The organism is Nocardia blacklockiae, assembly GCF_015477355.1.
GTDB classification, from domain to species: Bacteria; Actinomycetota; Actinomycetes; order Mycobacteriales; family Mycobacteriaceae; genus Nocardia; species Nocardia blacklockiae.
Genome location: NZ_JADLRJ010000007.1, coordinates 152,285 through 168,235, shown reverse-complemented (window position 1 = coordinate 168,235; position 15,951 = coordinate 152,285). Strand labels below are relative to the sequence as shown.

Annotated in this window: 17 protein-coding genes and 2 pseudogenes; 6 read left to right on the top strand and 13 right to left on the bottom strand. The window is 68.5% G+C overall.

The genetic code is table 11. From position 1 onward, the window contains the following. Positions 1 to 31 precede the first annotated feature (31 nt). On the top strand, positions 32 to 964 hold the full coding sequence (locus tag IU476_RS22195) for an NADP-dependent oxidoreductase (protein ID WP_195103053.1): 933 nt from the start codon (positions 32 to 34) through the stop codon (positions 962 to 964). Positions 965 to 1,008: 44 nt separating this feature from the next. Continuing rightward, the gene (locus tag IU476_RS22190; RefSeq protein WP_324194192.1) at positions 1,009 to 2,124 is read left to right on the top strand and encodes a BUD32 family EKC/KEOPS complex subunit; all 1,116 of its coding nucleotides are present in this window, start codon (positions 1,009 to 1,011) and stop codon (positions 2,122 to 2,124) included. A gap of 95 nt (positions 2,125 to 2,219) precedes the next feature. Here the strand turns inward: IU476_RS22190 and IU476_RS22185 are convergent. Beyond that, positions 2,220 to 2,998 (bottom strand): annotated as a pseudogene (locus IU476_RS22185) (aminoglycoside phosphotransferase family protein). A gap of 247 nt (positions 2,999 to 3,245) precedes the next feature. Here IU476_RS22185 and IU476_RS22180 point away from each other — a divergent pair. Next, positions 3,246 to 3,758, top strand: a complete 513-nt coding sequence (locus IU476_RS22180; protein ID WP_195103050.1) for a nitroreductase/quinone reductase family protein — start codon at positions 3,246 to 3,248, stop codon at positions 3,756 to 3,758. 13 nt (positions 3,759 to 3,771) lie between these two features. On the opposite strand, the gene IU476_RS22175 is transcribed toward IU476_RS22180, so the two are convergent. The 3 genes from IU476_RS22175 to IU476_RS22165 all read right to left on the bottom strand — a co-directional run bounded on the left by IU476_RS22175 (position 3,772) and on the right by IU476_RS22165 (position 6,006). Next, a complete protein-coding gene (locus IU476_RS22175; RefSeq protein ID WP_195103043.1) occupies positions 3,772 to 4,281 on the bottom strand; it encodes an HAD domain-containing protein in 510 nt (169 codons plus the stop codon). A 169-nt stretch (positions 4,282 to 4,450) separates the two neighbouring features. After that, positions 4,451 to 5,182 carry a hypothetical protein gene (locus tag IU476_RS22170; protein ID WP_195103041.1) on the bottom strand — a complete coding sequence of 244 codons (732 nt, stop codon included), beginning with the start codon at positions 5,180 to 5,182 and terminating at the stop codon, positions 4,451 to 4,453. 137 nt (positions 5,183 to 5,319) lie between these two features. Beyond that, positions 5,320 to 6,006, bottom strand: a complete 687-nt coding sequence (locus tag IU476_RS22165) for a hypothetical protein (RefSeq protein ID WP_228824097.1) — start codon at positions 6,004 to 6,006, stop codon at positions 5,320 to 5,322. Positions 6,007 to 6,121: 115 nt separating this feature from the next. Here IU476_RS22165 and IU476_RS36280 point away from each other — a divergent pair, with 115 nt between their 5' ends. Continuing rightward, positions 6,122 to 6,373 (top strand): hypothetical protein, encoded by a 252-nt coding sequence (locus tag IU476_RS36280; protein ID WP_228824096.1) that lies wholly within the window; start codon positions 6,122 to 6,124, stop codon positions 6,371 to 6,373. 36 nt (positions 6,374 to 6,409) lie between these two features. On the opposite strand, the pseudogene IU476_RS37235 reads toward IU476_RS36280, so the two are convergent. Continuing rightward, a pseudogene (locus IU476_RS37235) lies at positions 6,410 to 6,529 on the bottom strand (helix-turn-helix domain-containing protein); the annotation flags it as partial. Between the two features lie 244 nt (positions 6,530 to 6,773). Here IU476_RS37235 and IU476_RS22155 point away from each other — a divergent pair. Beyond that, positions 6,774 to 7,088, top strand: coding sequence for a hypothetical protein (locus IU476_RS22155; protein ID WP_195103035.1), 315 nt, complete (start codon positions 6,774 to 6,776; stop codon positions 7,086 to 7,088). A gap of 207 nt (positions 7,089 to 7,295) precedes the next feature. Here IU476_RS22155 and IU476_RS22150 read toward each other — a convergent pair whose 3' ends face one another. From IU476_RS22150 to IU476_RS22130, 5 genes are all read right to left on the bottom strand, one after another. Next, positions 7,296 to 7,691 carry a VOC family protein gene (locus tag IU476_RS22150; RefSeq protein ID WP_195103033.1) on the bottom strand — a complete coding sequence of 132 codons (396 nt, stop codon included), beginning with the start codon at positions 7,689 to 7,691 and terminating at the stop codon, positions 7,296 to 7,298. 191 nt (positions 7,692 to 7,882) lie between these two features. After that, positions 7,883 to 8,806 (bottom strand): EamA family transporter RarD, encoded by a 924-nt coding sequence (gene rarD, locus IU476_RS22145; RefSeq protein WP_195103356.1) that lies wholly within the window; start codon positions 8,804 to 8,806, stop codon positions 7,883 to 7,885. A 97-nt stretch (positions 8,807 to 8,903) separates the two neighbouring features. Next, positions 8,904 to 9,722 (bottom strand): PhzF family phenazine biosynthesis protein, encoded by an 819-nt coding sequence (locus tag IU476_RS22140; protein WP_195103031.1) that lies wholly within the window; start codon positions 9,720 to 9,722, stop codon positions 8,904 to 8,906. A gap of 156 nt (positions 9,723 to 9,878) precedes the next feature. Further along, positions 9,879 to 12,302 carry an HAD-IC family P-type ATPase gene (locus IU476_RS22135; protein WP_195103028.1) on the bottom strand — a complete coding sequence of 808 codons (2,424 nt, stop codon included), beginning with the start codon at positions 12,300 to 12,302 and terminating at the stop codon, positions 9,879 to 9,881. 174 nt (positions 12,303 to 12,476) lie between these two features. Continuing rightward, on the bottom strand, positions 12,477 to 13,043 hold the full coding sequence (locus IU476_RS22130) for a helix-turn-helix domain-containing protein (RefSeq protein ID WP_195103026.1): 567 nt from the start codon (positions 13,041 to 13,043) through the stop codon (positions 12,477 to 12,479). Between the two features lie 13 nt (positions 13,044 to 13,056). Between IU476_RS22130 and IU476_RS22125 the strand changes: the two genes are divergently transcribed. Beyond that, positions 13,057 to 13,590 (top strand): GNAT family N-acetyltransferase, encoded by a 534-nt coding sequence (locus tag IU476_RS22125; protein ID WP_324194190.1) that lies wholly within the window; start codon positions 13,057 to 13,059, stop codon positions 13,588 to 13,590. A 29-nt stretch (positions 13,591 to 13,619) separates the two neighbouring features. Here the strand turns inward: IU476_RS22125 and IU476_RS22120 are convergent, their stop codons facing one another. The 3 genes from IU476_RS22120 to lspA are packed head-to-tail and all read right to left on the bottom strand — an operon-like array spanning position 13,620 to position 15,848. Then, a complete protein-coding gene (locus tag IU476_RS22120; protein WP_195103022.1) occupies positions 13,620 to 14,279 on the bottom strand; it encodes a hypothetical protein in 660 nt (219 codons plus the stop codon). After that, on the bottom strand, positions 14,272 to 15,198 hold the full coding sequence (locus IU476_RS22115; protein ID WP_195103019.1) for an RluA family pseudouridine synthase: 927 nt from the start codon (positions 15,196 to 15,198) through the stop codon (positions 14,272 to 14,274). Before IU476_RS22115 ends, IU476_RS22120 begins: the two co-directional genes overlap by 8 nt. Continuing rightward, entirely contained in the window at positions 15,195 to 15,848 is a 654-nt protein-coding gene (lspA, locus tag IU476_RS22110; RefSeq protein WP_228824095.1) for a signal peptidase II, read from the bottom strand. The genes IU476_RS22115 and lspA overlap by 4 nt, the downstream gene beginning before the upstream one ends. Positions 15,849 to 15,951 lie beyond the last annotated feature (103 nt).

The following is a 15,951-nucleotide window of genomic DNA, read 5'->3' as shown; positions in this document are numbered from 1 at the left end:
GGGATTCGAGACGAAGCGATACGGAGAAGCCATGAAGGCAATGCGCTACCACTCCTACGGCGACAGCGGCGTTCTTGTCGGCGAGGAGGTGGATCGGCCGGCGACCGGCCCCGGGCAGGTCCTGCTCCGCGTCGCCGGGACCTCGTTCAACATGTTGGATGTCGCTCTGCGCCTGGGCATCCTGCGCGACGCGATCTCGCTGACGTTCCCACACATCCCCAACTGCGACGTGTCGGGCATCGTCGTCGAGATCGGGGACGGCGTTTCCGGTTGGCACGCTGGCGATCCGGTGATCGCTCTCCTGCCTCCCGACGCGCCCGGTGCGGCCGCTGATTACGTCGTCGCCCCTGCCGAGGCCCTCGCCGCCGCCCCGCGCACCGTGGACCTCGCCGACACTGCGGCACTGCCGCTGGCCGGACTCACCGCGTGGCAAGCACTGTTCGAATACGCCGAACTGCGCTCGGGCCAAAGCCTTTTGATCAACGGCGCGGGTGGCGGCGTCGGCGGATACGCCGTCCAGCTCGCGGCCCGGTCCGGTGCCCTCGTCACCGCCACCGTGAGCCCCCGCAGCCGCGACCGTGTCACGTCCTACGGGGCCGCCCAGACCGTCGACCACACCACCACACCGATCATGGCGGCGGTCGCGAACCGACGATTCGACGCGGTCCTCCAACTCGTGCGCGACACCCCCGAGCAAACCGCCCTACTGGCGAACCTGGTCACCGACGGCGGAACCTTCGTCAGCACAACCACTCCCGGACCCGACCACCCCGAACGCAACATACGAATACGCCAGGTCCTGGTACGCAGCGACGCCGCCCAACTCACCGACCTCACCACCCGAGTCGACGCCGGAACCCTGAAAATCGCAGTGGCCCAACGCCGCCCATTAACCGACCTGCCCACCATCCACGACGACGCCCTCGCCGGCCACCTCCCCGGCAAGACCATCCTGATCCCCTGACCCACCCATCGCCCGGAACGCCTGCGGCGAATTACCCTGGCGCAGTGAGTTCCTGTCCGCCCGGCGCGGCGACGCCTCGCGACATGTCGCGCCCCGCACGCCTGCGCGCCTACAGCGCGGTCTCCACCGCCCTGGCGCTGCACAGCGACCACGCGGTGCGCGAGCTCGTGGACGCGGCCGCACCGCTCGGTGCCGGTATCGGTGGGAAGTCGGCGCTGCTCGAGGTCGCCGGAACACCGGTCTTCGTAAAGCGAGTCCCCCTCACCGACCTGGAACGGCGGCCCGAGCACGTCCGTTCCACGGCGAACTTGTTCGATGTGCCGCTGTTCTGCCAGTACGGCGTCGGCCTGATCGGCGGGCCGGGTTTCGGGGCTTGGCGCGAACTCGCCGTACACGCCATGACGACGAACTGGGTGCTCGCCGCCGAACACGAGAGTTTCCCGCTGCTGTACCACTGGCAAGTGCTGCCGGACTGCACGCCGCTACCGAAGGAACTCGCCGACATCGACCGCGCTGTCGCCTACTGGGATGGCCGGCCCCAGATACGCCACCGCATCGAAGCCCTGCGGGACGCCTCGGCGAGCATCGCGCTGTTCCTGGAATATATTCCGCAGAACCTGCACGAATGGCTGACCGCCCGGATCGAGGCGGGCGACGATCAAGCCTGCGCCCAGGTGGACCGGGATCTGGCCACTGGCACCGCCTTCATGAACGGGCACGGCCTACTGCACCTCGACGCCCACTTCGACAACATCCTCACCGACGGCCGACGCCTCTATTTCACCGACTACGGCCTCGCGCTCTCGTCCGTATTCGCCCTCTCCCCAGCGGAATCCGCGTTCTTCGACCACCACCGGACCTACGACCGCGCCTACACCGCCACCTACCTGGTGAACTGGCTCCTCACCGCCTTGTACGGCCTCCGGCGAGAGGACCGCGAGAGGCGCGCCGAGATGGTGAGCGCGTTCGCCGAAGGTCAACCACCCCAGGGAATCTCGAAAACGGCCGCCGCAATACTCACTCAACACGCACCGACCGCCGCGGCAATGTCGGCATTTACCCGTACTTTTCAGCAGACCAGCCGTAGCACCTCATATCCCGACGAACAGATCCGCCACCTGTTGGGCGAACCGGGCCTTACACCCGCTCAGCCCGAGTGAAGGGACGCGGCACCCCGACCGACCTGGGTCATACCAGTATTCATACCTAGGGATGCGAGCAATACCGCGCCGCAGCGTATTTGGCGCAGTGCGACTCAAAGCCCCTGCAATACGCGATCAAGTGCAGCTCGGCCTGCGGGCCCCCAATGCGGCTTACCTCCGGGGAGGCCCCGATCTCCGTTCTGCCCCATGAGCATCAGGAAGAGACTCTTCAAAGCGGCCAGCCCGCGGGCCCGCCGGATCGCCGCTTCGTCGGCTTGCGCGTACTCATCGAAGAATCGTGCGGCCGTGCCCGCGGGCAGCAGTACCCATGCGGCGGCGAGGTCCCATGCCGGGTCGCCGGCGAACAGGTCACCGAAATCGACTATGCCCGAGAGTGTTCCGTCCGAGACGACGACGTTCGCGGGATGAAGGTCACCGTGCACCCACACCCGCGGGCCCTCCCACGCATCAGCCGCGACAGCCTCCGCCCAGACCGCCCGGATCTCGGCAGCGAGGTCGTCGGGCGCAACGGCGTGCAGGAACTTCTCGAAGCCGTCCGTGCAGTCCCGGGGATGGGCGCCGCGGTCCACAGCGACCGGCGCTTCGGCGGGTGCCGCCACGTGCAGCGCTCGCAGGAAGCCGGCCAGCGCGTCGGCCGCGTGCGCGCCGCGGCTGATCGTGCCGTGGTCCAGCGGTTCGCCGGGACCCACGTCATCACGGTCCAATGCTTGGGGAAACGTTCCGACGGTTCGCCGAACCGCACCGGAGTCGGCACCGGGAGCGGCAGGCGCGGGGCCAACACGGGAAGCCACCTCCGTTCCTTCAGCTGGAGCGCCGGGGTGGGATCCATGCGCTGCACACGCACGGCCAAATCATCGCCGAGACGCCACATCTGGTTGCCCCAGCCGCCCACCACCTCGCGGAGGGTCAGCTCCGCGAGATCTGGGTGCTGCTCCCGCAGCAGGTCGCGGACCAGCTCCGCGGTGATTCCAGGGTCGCCCATGCGAAATCACAGTACCGAGGCAAGTGCGTTCTCGGAATGAGCGCTCGGTGGGGCAGCGGCCGCGGTCGACGAAACGCTTCAGGATTCTTGTCGAGTTAGGACCGTAGCTGTCCTATCTGCCCGACATACTCATGGCATGAGCGAAATCGAAGCGACTGCGGGACAGCCGACACCGGCCGACATCACCGAATACAACGATCCGGACGCGCCGTGGAACCAGGCGTGGGACCAGGAAGGCGGCATTGCCGACTGGAACCACGACGTGATCAACGAGTTCCGGGAGAACTCGGGCAAGGTCGGCGGGGCGTATGCGGGCGGCGACCTCATCCTGCTCACCACCACCGGCGCCAAGAGCGGCAAGCGGCATACGACTCCGCTGGGACCCCTGTACCGGGACGACATCATGTACGTGAGCTCGTTCGTCGAGGACAAGTACCCGGCCTGGTGGCACAACATCAAGGCGAATCCGCAGGTCACCGTCGAGCTTCGAGACAAGACGTATCAGGCGACCGGCAAGGTCCTGGAAGGCGAGGACTACGACGAGTTCGCGGCCTGGGTCCTCGCCAACAACCCGCTGCTGGCGGATTTCCAGTCCAAGATCGACCGGCCGATCCCCTTGGTCGTACTGACCCTCCACGACGAGGGCTGAGTCTCCCGAATCGTCACCCCTCCAACGATATCCAGTTTTTGATGGTCGTGAAATCGACATCCAGGAGTCCCGAGGCGCCCTCGATCCGATGGAGGAGGGCGCGCCCGGAATGGTTGTCCGCGACCCACATTCGATCCTGCTCCCTGATCTCGTCATCCACCCAGATGAACGATCGCCCGGCAGCGGCAGCCACCAAAGCCCTCGTTTTCCAATGCAACTCGTCTTCGTAGTAATCGCCGCCGGGATACTCGGGCAATGTGATCACAGGCAATACCGGCAGGCCGAGAACCGGAGCCAGCACCTGATTGGCATCCTCACCCCACCCCGTAGCCCACACCAGGTCACAATCCAACGCCAACAGCCGCTCTCCCAGGCTCCGGTCCAGCCGGGACAGCACCGGATTCGACGGATGCTGCCATGCCGCCCAATCCCTTTCACTCGCCGGCGACGCGCTGCGCTGATACGGAAGCAAGGTCCCGTCGACATCGAGGAACAGCAGATGACGGTGCGAGTGGGCAACCACAAAACCATTCTGCCTGCCCCGGTCCCACACCGAACCGGCATTGCGTAGCGCGGGACCGCCCGGTCCACGGCATCAGCGAATGTCGGCGCGCTATCGATCGGCGGAAGTACCTAGGCGCAGGACAACGAAAGCGCCGGTGTTGCGGTCGGTCTGGAATCGGGGCTTGCGCTCAGAGCTTGTTCGGTGGCCAGGGGAAGCCGAGTTCCCGGGCGAATTCGGCTGAGCCGCCGCAGATTTCGGTGTAACCACGCGGGTCGTTGTCGATCAGTTCGGCTCCGAACCGCGCTGCTTGAACGGCAGGGTCTTCGTCGGTCACCGTCAGGATTTTGCGGAACTGGAGCCACGGCCCGTCATCCGTGGATCCTCGAGGGTGTCCCAAAAGGACGTCGACCTCGTCGGGCCGCCATGACGACGCGGAATGGAAGTCGAAATTCCAGCGCCCGATCTCCTCGGGATCGATGCGCAGTCGCTCACTGAGCAGCCGGGCCAGCGTTCGAGCCGGCCACTCCCAGCTGTAGTCCTTTTCCGCTCTGGCGATCTCGGCGTTGTATTGATCGGCATCGAATCGGAACGCCGGAAGGTCGGGAGCGGGTCCGTTACGGTTTCGCCAGCCGTCCCATACCACCTGGTCACCCACACGACGGATGGTGACGCAGAGTGCTCCGCAACATCCCCAAGTGCAGTCGGCTTCGGCCAACTCGACCTCATGGGGTTCCTCACCGGTGTGAAGCGGTCCGTGCGGAGGTAGCAGACGTTCCGGGGCGTGGCCAGGTCCAGCGTCGAAAGCGTCCGCGATGACGTTGCGACCGTCGACAATCGGATGGACCGCGGCATTCACCACGGTTTCGCTGCCCGCTCCGGGTTCCGACGAAACACTGATCTCGATCCGCAGACTGTTCATGCTGGCTACCACCACTCAATCCTCACAGATCGCGACGATAAACACCCGCTCATAAGCATGAGCGCGCGATCGATCGAATTGGCGAAGTCGACGAGGCGCATTGATGACGTCTGATGCTGGTACGCAGTGGATGCGATTCAATTGGTTCGCGGGGCTATCTCCGGGGCCAACCCCAACCGCCACGCCAGGCCGCGCAAGTTGCGGCCGCCTGCGTCTCGGCGGGCCGTGCGGAGTTGGTCGGCTACCGCTTCGCGGACGAAGAAGTCGCTGCGGACGCGTTGGGGGGCAAGTTCTTCCGCGCGGAGTAGGAGGGCGAGGCCCTTGTCTCGGTACTTCGGTTCGGGGAGGAGGGTGCGGCCTGCTTCGGCGTAGTAGTTGGCCTGGCGGACGGGGCTGGGGATGGCTTCGATCGGAACACCGGACGCCTGCTCCACGGCTTGTACGCCGTCGCCGAGTTCGAGGCCCAGGGAGGAACGCCAGATGCTCACGTTCACGCATCCGAACCAGAAGCCGCCGAAGGTGCCGACGTCGTCCTCCATCCGGCCGGCCGCGGACGCCGCTTCGTCGAGATGTGTTGCGGCGGTGCTACGGTCGGACTGGACGGCGGCGGCGAGTGCTGCGTTCAAATGCAGCATTCCGTAGCACTGCAAGGTATTCGAGTCGTCCAGATACGGTGCCAGCCGGTCGGCCGCCGCTACCGAGCGCTGATACTGCTGTGTCCGTGAGACTTCCCCGGCCACGCTGCCGCGCAGCCAGACCGAGAAGCCGATCCACGCGGGCGATTGCAGCGCCTCCGCGCACTGGCGGGCCGTCTTCGCGGCCAAGAGCGGCAGACCGCGACCGCCGAGTCGTTTCGTGGCCCATGCCATCGCGTCGTAGCAGGTGATGAGCCCGACGAGCGACTGCTCCCGTAGATCGGGGGCAGCGAACGTAGACGGCGTGCAACTCGCTGAGCAGTCGCGGCGTGAGACTGCCCTGGGCGGCATAGTCGGCGGCCTGCCGATAAATCTTCAGCTGCCGCAGATCGGCCGCTATCTCGGGCCACGGCCGCACCGGGACTTCGGGGTCCTCACCGAGTTCGCAGACATCGAGCGCATTCTCGAACTCGACCAACGCCGCATGCGTCTCGGCGGCGACTCCGTCACCGACTTCCCAAGGGCGGCCGGTGAACTCGGACGGCGACACCCGTAGCGCACGCGCGACGGCCTCGAGCGTCCCCCGATTGGTCAGGCTCTGCTCCCCACGCTCCAACCGGCCCAGATATCCGTACGAAATCCCCGCGAGCCCCGCGGCTGCCTCGAGACTCAATCCGCGCCAAGCCCGGATCTCGCGCAACCGGCGACCCATGTCGTTCGGCGGAACTTCGCTCATCGGCCTCTCCTCCGTGTCCGGAGCCCACAGTCCAGGGTATCGCCCGGCAGCGCGGGGCTTCAGGCGTCAGCTTCTATTCGCGCGGTGGGTGGCCCTGTCCTTTCAGGACAATCCAGGTGTGACTTGGCTCATAACGTTCTTCCGAGCCGTTGCGGGCCATTGCCGTGCGGAGCCGATTCAGGCGAATTTTCCACCACCACAGCAGGATTGAGGGGCGGCGATGAGATCTGTGCCTACGGCATTCGGTTGGATCGACCACGACGTCACGACGACGCCCGAGTGGGATGCGGCGCAGGTTCGGCGGCTGGCGCGGTTATTGGGTTACACGTTGCTGTGGCCGAGCGGACTGAGCGCATTGCCGTTGCCCGATCAGGTGCGGGCGGCCGAGACCGATGCCGTCATCACGCCGACGCCGCTGCACCTGGATGTGCTCACCCTGCATACCCTCATGTATTTCGTCGATGTGGAAACCGTCTGTCCGCGAATGAGTTTCGCGCGGTGGGCGACGACCTCACCGCCGAGGACGATCGGATGACGCCGCAACCGATGTCCGCGAAAACGCCCCGCCACACCGAGATCGACGGCTTTCGCGCATTCTGACCTGGTGCACGCGCGGGAACGGTGGCCGCGACTGGCACCGTTGTGGGATGCCGTCCGGCACGATTTCTGGTCCGGCCCGCACACCACGTCGTAACCGGGGCAGTGGGCCCCGCCACCCGAAGAGAGCGACGGGGCCACTCGGCTACTTGGGCCAACCCCCGTACGGGACCGTCAGCATTTCCAGGAAATGCCCGTCGAGGTCGAGGAAATACACTCCGCGACCGCCGTCGTTGTGGTTGATTTCGCCCTCGTGCTGCTGGCGCGGATCGGCCCAGTGGCGAATGCCCAGGGCTTGGATTTTCGCGTAACCGGCGTCGAACTCCTGCTCCGAGACCAGGAAGGCGTAGTGCTGTGGCTGGATCTCGGTGATGTGGGGTGGGACGACGGCGAAGTCGAAGGTGACTCCGTTGGCCACCGTGACCGGGACGAACGGGCCCCATTGGTCTCCGGCGGTGAGGCCGAGGATATCGGCCCAGAATTCGGCGGACTTGCGGTTGTCGCGGCATCCGACGATGGTGTGGTTGAACTGAATGGACAAAGGATTTCTCCCGAGGTCGTGGCGGTCCCGACCCCGGACCGGTACCAAGTTCGGCCTACGGGAGCACCGCCACGCCACGAAGGTATACCGCGCACGGCGGAATCGGCAACAGCCGGGTGGAGACGACGTGACCGGCCGGAGACGACGCGCCGGCGCGGTCCACGACACACCGATGGCGCCCGGCAGCTGAATCAGCTTGCCTCAGCGGCGCTTTCGGCCGAGCGCCGGGACCGCAGCACCGCGTGCGCCGTGAACACCGCCAGCGCCAGCCAGATCAACCCGAACCCGGCCCAGCGGGAGGCGGGCATCGCCTCGTGACCCACCAGCACGCCCCACGCCATTTGCAGTGCGGGAGTGAGGTATTGGAGGATCCCCATGGTCGACAACGGCACCCGCCCCGCCGCGAAGGCGAACAGCAGCAGCGGAATCAGAGTCACGGGCCCGGTCGACATCATCAGCGCCGTGTGCCCCGCGCCGTCACCGAACGCCGCGTTGCCGGTGAACCCGAATGCCACGGCCGCGGCCAGCGCGAACGGAGCCGACACCACACCCTCCGCGGCGACGCTGCGCAGGGGATCGAGCCGGATCACCTTCTTCACCAACCCGTAGGTGGCGAACGAGCACGCCAGCACCAGCGCGATCACCGGCGGCTTGCCGTAGTCGACGGTCAGCACCACCACCGCGGTCGCCCCGAGCGCCAGCGCCACCCACTGCGGCCAGGCCAGCCGCTCCCGGAACAGCACCACCCCGAACAACACCGTGACCAGCGGATTGATGAAGTACCCGAGCGCGCATTCCACCACATGTCCCGAGGTGACGCCGTACACGTAGACGCCCCAGTTGAGCGCGATCGCCGCGCCCGCGACGGCGGCGAGCCGCCAGGTGCGGGCGTCTATCGCGGCCATCTCCCGGATCCGCCCGGCGGCCAGCAGCACGATCAGCACCACCACCAAGGTCCACAGGATGCGCTGCGCCAGGATCTCCACCGGGCTCGCGAACTCGAGCAGGCCGAAGAACGCCGGGAACGCGCCCCACAGCAGGTACGCCGACGCCCCGACCGCGGTCCCCCAGTTCGCGGTCGCCGCCCGGCGGGCCTCTCCCCCGGAACCCGGTATCACCTGCGCTGACGGTCTGCGGAACTGCACTGCACAGACGGTACTTCCGGACGGTACCGCTTGTCGAACGGGATTCGGGCGCGCCGCCGCCCCGACCTCAATCCGGTAGGCGCACAACCCCGTCCATGTATCGGTGGCAGCGCCCGGTCAGCAGCACCCGCTCCCCGGACAGCGTGCACCGCAGCCGACCACCGCGGGCCGACAGTTGACGCGCGCTCAGCTCCGTGCGGCCGAGGTCGTGGCTCCAGAGGGGCGTGAGCTGGGCGTGGGCCGAGCCGGTGACCGGGTCCTCCGGGACGCCGACGCCGGGGGCGAAGAAGCGGGAGACGAAGTCGGCCGTGTCGCCGGGCGCGGTGAGGATGACGCCGCGGGTGAGTTTCGGGAACGCGAACAGGTTCGGCCGGGCGGCGCGCACCTCGGCCTCGGAAGCGACGACGACCACCTCGTCCTGCCCGGTCAGGGTGCGCAGCGGACGCACGCCCAGCGCGTCGACGAGGATCGGATCGGGCACCACGTCCAGCGAGGCGACTGCGGGTAGGTCGAGCACCAGTTCGTCGTCGTCGGTGCGGTCGACGGTCAGCCAGCCGCTGCGGGTGTGGAAGTAGACGCGGTCGGCGCCCGGATGCATGTCCTCGAGGATCTGCGCGGCCGACGCCAGGGTGGCGTGCCCGCACATGTCGACCTCCGCCGCCGGGGTGAACCAGCGCAAGTGAAACGCCGGTCCTTCGCCCGGCACGGGCCCGGCCGCCGGCGGCAGCGCCGAGGTGTAGAAGGCGGTCTCGGCGAGATTGTTCTCCTCGGCCAGCTGCTGCAACAGCCCGTCGGGCAGCCAGTCCAGCAGCGGCATCACCGCCGCCGGATTGCCGGTGAACGGCGCATCGGCGAATGCATCGATCTGATGCAGCAGGACCTCCATACAGCCGAAGGTACCCGTGTTTCCAGAAGACGCGGGGGACAAGGCCGTTCACGGCGTGCCATAGCATGCGACCAATTCGGACACGCGAAATGCCGCTGAACTCAGCCGTTTTCGGCCGTTGCGATAGTGCGCCGCCGACGCGACGCGCCGCCCGGATCAGTCGTCGTCACCCGGCGGGTCGGGCATCAGGTGCCGCTTCTCCCCCGCCAGCGACGCGCTCAGCCACCACGCCACCTCGACCAGCACGATGCCGATCACCCCGCAGATCACCGCGGTGCCCGTCAGCGCCGTGTTGGAAGGATCGAGTTTGAAGAAGTGCCGGGTGAACGGCACGGCGAACAGGACCAGGTACCCGGCCACCGAGCCGCCGATCAGCACCATCTTCCAGAACGACCACGGCCGTGCCACGATCGCCAGCACCCACACCGCGATGATCAGCAGCGTGATGAGCGCCGTGGTGCCCGCCTGCACCTTCTGGGTGTCGCTCTGCTCCGGCCCCTGGTACGCGATGAGGTAGGCGATGAACGTCATCACGCCGATCACCACGCCCGACGGTATCGCCAGCCGCAGCACCCGGGGCACGAAACCTGTTCGCGCCCTTTCGTTGTTGGGCGCCAGCGACAGGATGAACGCCGGAATGCCGATGGTGAACCAGGCGGCGATGGTCACGTGCCGCGGCAGGAACGGATACGGCACCGGCTCGTAGTGGAACAGCTGCGACCCGATCCCGGCGACGCCGATCAGGAACGCCAGCAGCACCGAGTACACCGTCTTGGTGAGGAACAGGTTGGAGACCCGCTCGATGTTGCCGATCACCCGCCGGCCCTCGCCCACCACGTACGGCAGCGTCGCGAACTTGTTGTCCAGCAACACGATCTGCGCCACCGCGCGGGTGGCGGGGCTGCCCGCGCCCATCGCCACCCCGATGTCGGCGTCCTTGAGCGCGAGCACGTCGTTGACGCCGTCGCCGGTCATCGCGACGGTGTGCCCGCGCGACTGCAACGCGCCGACCATGGCGCGCTTCTGGTCCGGCCGCACCCGCCCGAAGGTGGTCCGCCGGTCGAGGACGTCGGCGAGTTCGTCGCGGTCCGCGGGCAGCTTGCGGGCGTCGACCGCTTCGTCGCCGCCGGTCAGGCCGAGCGACGAGGCCACCGCGCCGACCGAGACCGCATTGTCGCCGGAGATCACCTTGATCGAGACATCCTGGCTGGCAAAGTAATCCAGCGTCTCCCGGGCGTCGGGGCGCACCTTCTGCTCCAGCACCACCAGTGCCTCGGCGGTCACCGTGCCGGGGGCGTCGGGGTCGTCGACCGGGCGGTCGCTGGTGGCCAGCAGCAGCACGCGCAGGCCCTGCGCGCCGGCCTCCTGGGCGGCGGCCGCGGCCTCGGACTGCGGATCCAGCAGCACGTCGGGCGCGCCGAGCAGCCAGTTGCCGCGCTCGCCGTAGGAGAAGCCGCTCCACTTCTTCGCCGAGGAGAACGGGGCGATCCCCGTCGGGCGCCAGCCGGGGGAATCCGGCAGCGCCTCCGCGATGGCCGCGACGCTGGCGTTCGGGCGCGGATCGTCGGATGCCATGGCCGCCAGCACCTCTCGCAGCCGCGACTCCGGAACCTCGCCCACGGTCCGCAGTTCCGCGAGCCGCATGCCGTTCTCGGTGAGGGTGCCGGTCTTGTCGGCGCACACCACGTCCACGCGGGCCAGGCCCTCGATCGCCGGCAGCTCCTGCACCAGGCATTTGCGCTGACCCAGACGCACCACGCCGACCGCGAACGCGATCGAGGTCATCAGCACCAGGCCCTCGGGCACCATCGGCACCAGCGCGGCCACCATGCCGTTGAGCGCGGCGCGCCAGGACTCGTGGCTGGAGAACAGCTGGTTGTAGATGGTCACCAACCCGGCCGGGATCAGCAGGTAGGTGATGACCTTGAGGATCGTGTTGATGCCGTTGCGCAGTTCGGAATCGACCAGGGTGAACTTGCTGGCCTCGGCGGCGAGCTTGGCGGCGTAGGCGTCGCGGCCGACCTTGGTGGCCCGGTAGGCGCCCGAGCCGGACACCACGTAGCTGCCCGACATCACCTCCGCGCCAACGGCTTTGTCGATCGCGTCGGCCTCGCCGGTGAGCAGCGACTCGTCGATCTCGAGCAGTTCGGACTCGACCACCTCGCCGTCGACGACGATCTGGTCGCCGGGGCCGAGTTCGATCAGATCGTCGAGCACGACCTCCGACGGCGCGATCTCCTCGGTGCGGCCCTCGCGGCGCACGGTCGGCCGGGCCTGCCCGACGATGGCCAGCTTGTCCAGGGTCTGCTTGGCCCGGATCTCCTGGACGATGCCGACCACGCTGTTGGCCACGATGAGCAGGCCGAACATTCCGTCGATGAGCGAGCCGGTGGCCAGCACCAGGATGAACAGCACGCCCAGGATCGCGTTGATCCGGGTGAAGACGTTGGCCCGGACGATGTCGGCGACCGAGCGGCTGGCCCGGTCCGGCACGTCGTTGGTCTGCCCGTCGCGGACCCGCTGCTCGACCTCGGCCGTGGACAGACCCGGGGCACGCGCCGCCTGCTCGGTGATCGACATGCCGACAGCCTAGAACGTCCCGGGGCCCCGACCCCGATATCCCTGGCGCGTCCCGCGACTTCTCGCGCCGGGGGTGCGGGCACGTGTGGCGGCTTCCACGCGCCGGGGTATCGCGGGCGGCACCTTTTCGCGCCGGGCTACCGCGGGCACGTGCGGCGACTTCCTCGCGGCGGGCTATCGCGGGCTGCGGGGGCGCATGATCAGTGCCGCGACGTAGTAGGTGCAGGGCTGGTCGGTGTGGTTGGCGTAGTGCAGCGTGCTGTCGGCGGCCAGGTAGACCGAGTCGCCCGGGTTCAGGTCGATGACCCGGTCCCCGTCGACGGTGAGGGTGACGGTGCCGGATTCGGCGTAGATGAACTCGTGCGAACCCGGTGCGTACGAAGGGTATTCGCCGGGGACGCAGCCCGGCGGCAGCGTCGAGCGGATCCACTCGAAGTTCACGCCGGGCACCACGGGCGTGAGAACGGTGCGCTCCCAGCCGGATTCGGCGACGACGTCCTGTTCGCTCGCGCGGCGCACGATGACCCGCTCCGCGTCCGGCCCGGACACCAACGCGGACAGGCGAATTCCGAGCCCGGTCGCAATCCGATCGAGGACCACCACCGTGGGTGCCTTGTCGCCGCGCTCCACGGCCGACAGCATGCTCACACTGACCGACGACAGGTCGGCGAGGGCCTGCAACGTCAGCCCCCGGTCGTGCCGGAGCCGCTGGATGCGCTCGCCGAGCGCGACAAGATCCATCTACACTATAGTAGTGACCGATTCTTCTATAGCGAAATCTCGGGTGGTGCGCGCCGGGCGTCGGGCGGATCTGCCCGCGGTCGCGGAGATCTACGCGCACTACGTCCACGGCACCGTCGCGACCTTCGAGATGCAGGCTCCCGACCGGGCGGAGTGGGAACGCCGGTTCGAGGCGATCACCCGCGCCGGGCTGCCGTTCCTGGTCGTCGAGGAGGACGGGTGCGTCGCGGGCTACGCCTACTGCGCGCCGTGGAAGGGCCGCCCGGCCTACCGCCAGACGGTGGAGAACTCGATCTACTTGGCGCCCTGGGCACTCGGCCGCGGCCTCGGCGGGCGGCTGCTGGACGAACTCGTCGCCGTCTGCCGATCCCTGGACCTGCGCGAGATGATCGCCGTGATCGCCGACAGCGGCGACCCCTCCTCACCCGCCCTGCACCGCAGCCGCGGCTTCGCCGACGTGGGACGCCTGCGCCGGGTCGGCCACAAGCACGACCGGTGGATAGACACCGTCCTCATGCAACTCAGCCTCGTCCCGGAACCCGGGTGAGTGCGGGGACCGTTTCCATACGGCACCGTTCACCGGTCGGGCACCGGCCCGTCGTCAGGACCCGGGGTCACAACGTCGAGTTGTTCCGGCAACAGCGGCACCACGGCGAATGCACCCGCCGCCGCGTCCGCCGGTAGCGCCTCGACGGACCGGACGCCGTTGCGCGAGGACAGTTCTCGCAGCTGGTCGAGACGCCCGCGCACGACCACGCCGACGGCGCAGGCACACCCGGCGTGCAATCGGGCCGCGACGACGGCGGCGGTCCGGGCCGCGCGCTCCTCGGCCGGTTGCGCGTAATCCATCGCGCCCGCGGCGGCCTGGAGCGAGCCGATCGCCGCGGCGTCACCGGCGGGCACCGGCACCGCGGTCACCGGCGTGTACACCCGGTCCAGCGGCACGTGGTAGAGCACCTGCGAGATCCGCAGTCCCGCAGCGAGTTCCGGCAATCGCTCCGCCGCCGCTCCCGCGCCGAACGATGCCAGCGCCCAGTGCTCCGCGGTATCCGTGCCGCTCAGCGAATCCCGCGCCCGCGCAAGGTAGTCGGCGACCCGCTCGCCGGACTCGGGCCCCAGCCGATCGGTGGACACGATCGCGGCGCGCGGCGGAATCGCCCAGCCGAGCACCACGATCAGCACGACCACCGCGACCGCGGCGGCCGCGAATGCGAAGCGCCGCAACACCTCACGCATGCCGCAGGACGTCGAGCGCGTGCTCGAGATCCGGCGGGTACTCGCTGGTGATCTCGATCCACCGGCCGTCGGCGGGGTGGGCGAAACTCAGCGCGCGAGCGTGCAGCCACTGCCGCTCCAGCCCCAGCCGCTCCGCCAGCCGCGGGTCCGCCCCGTAGGTGAGGTCGCCGCAGCACGGATGCCGCACGGCCGAGAAGTGCACGCGAATCTGGTGTGTGCGACCGGTTTCCAGGTGGATGTCGAGCAGGCTCGCCGCCTGGAACGCCTCCACGGTGTCGTAGTGGGTGACGCTCGGACGGCCGTCCGCGGTCACCGCGAACTTCCACTCGTTGCCCCGCGCCCGGCCGATCGGCGCGTCGATGGTGCCCGACGACGGATCCGGATGTCCCTGCACCAGAGCGTGATAGCGCTTGTCGACCGTGCGCTGCTTGAACGCGCGCTTGAGCACCGTGTACGCGTGCTCGGACTGCGCCACCACCATCACCCCGGAGGTGCCGACGTCCAGCCGGTGCACGATGCCCTGGCGCTCGTGCGCGCCGGAGGTGGAGATGCGGTAGCCCATCGCGGCCAGCCCGCCCACCACGGTCGGCCCGGACCAGCCCACACCCGTGTGCGCGGCCACCCCGACCGGTTTGTCGACGGCCACGATGTCGTCGTCGGCGTAGAGGATCTTCATCCCCTCCACCGGGGTCGCCTCGACCGTCAACTCACGTTTGGGCTCGGGGAACTCGACCTCCAGCCACGCCCCGCCGACCAGGCGGTCCGACTTGCCCGCCGGCGATCCGTCGATCTGCACCGAGCCCGCCTCGGCCAGCGAGGCCACGGCGGTGCGGGACAGCCCGAGCAGCCGCGACAACCCCGCGTCCACCCGCAGGCCGTCGAGTCCGTCGGGCACCGGCATCGACCGCGTCTCCCTCATGCCTGCTCCCCCGCCGCCGACTCGGCCTCGTCCCGGGAGTGCCGGGCGCGGGTGCCGTCGGGTTCGAACCCGAACAGCGTCAGCGCCACCAGCAGAATCGCCCCGCACACGATGCCGGAGTCGGCCACGTTGAACACCGGCCACCACTTGGTGACCGAGATGAAGTCCACCACGTGCCCCTGCAGCGGGCCGGGCGCGCGGAACACCCGGTCGACCAGATTGCCGAACGCGCCGCCGAGCACCAGCCCCAGCCCGACCGCCCAGCCCAGCGACCGCAGCGAGCGGCCGATCCGGATCACCCCGATCACGACGGCCGCGGCGACCAGCGTCAGCAGCCACGTCATGCCGGTGGCCATGGAGAACGCCGCGCCCGCGTTGCGCACCAGGGTCAGCCGCACCACCTCGCCGAGGATCGAAATCGGCTCACCCGGCGTCATCTTCGCCACCACCAGCACCTTGGTGCCGAGGTCCAGGGCGAACACGACGGCCGCGACCACCAGCAGGGCGGGCAGGCGGCGCGCCGGAGTAGCGGCGCCGATCGCCGAAGCCCCCGCGCCCGCCGAGGGCTCCGACGCGGCGGTGTCGCCGGGTGAGTCGTCGTGCTCGTCGGGGTGCTGCTCGTTCGGGCGGTCGGTATTCACAGCTGACATCATCCCCTATACGAATATCGGCCTCGTCGCTCGCCGGGTGCGGCGACCCCCGGTTCGCAGGGGGGCGCGTCGCATCCCAGCTGATTTTCAGGAACCGGTCGTA

What these genes read in the sequence shown, in the direction of transcription:
- IU476_RS22195 (WP_195103053.1), top strand. Translation starts at nt 32, where the DNA reads ATGAAGGCAATGCGCTACCACTCCTACGGCGACAGCGGCGTTCTTGTC.
- IU476_RS22180 (WP_195103050.1), top strand. Translation starts at nt 3,246, where the DNA reads ATGAGCGAAATCGAAGCGACTGCGGGACAGCCGACACCGGCCGACATC.
- IU476_RS22170 (WP_195103041.1), bottom strand. Translation starts at nt 5,182, where the DNA reads ATGAACAGTCTGCGGATCGAGATCAGTGTTTCGTCGGAACCCGGAGCG.
- IU476_RS22155 (WP_195103035.1), top strand. Translation starts at nt 6,774, where the DNA reads ATGAGATCTGTGCCTACGGCATTCGGTTGGATCGACCACGACGTCACG.
- IU476_RS22140 (WP_195103031.1), bottom strand. Translation starts at nt 9,722, where the DNA reads ATGGAGGTCCTGCTGCATCAGATCGATGCATTCGCCGATGCGCCGTTC.
- IU476_RS22135 (WP_195103028.1), bottom strand. Translation starts at nt 12,302, where the DNA reads ATGTCGATCACCGAGCAGGCGGCGCGTGCCCCGGGTCTGTCCACGGCC.
- IU476_RS22130 (WP_195103026.1), bottom strand. Translation starts at nt 13,043, where the DNA reads ATGGATCTTGTCGCGCTCGGCGAGCGCATCCAGCGGCTCCGGCACGAC.
- IU476_RS22120 (WP_195103022.1), bottom strand. Translation starts at nt 14,279, where the DNA reads ATGCGTGAGGTGTTGCGGCGCTTCGCATTCGCGGCCGCCGCGGTCGCG.
- IU476_RS22115 (WP_195103019.1), bottom strand. Translation starts at nt 15,198, where the DNA reads ATGAGGGAGACGCGGTCGATGCCGGTGCCCGACGGACTCGACGGCCTG.
- lspA (WP_228824095.1), bottom strand. Translation starts at nt 15,848, where the DNA reads ATGTCAGCTGTGAATACCGACCGCCCGAACGAGCAGCACCCCGACGAG.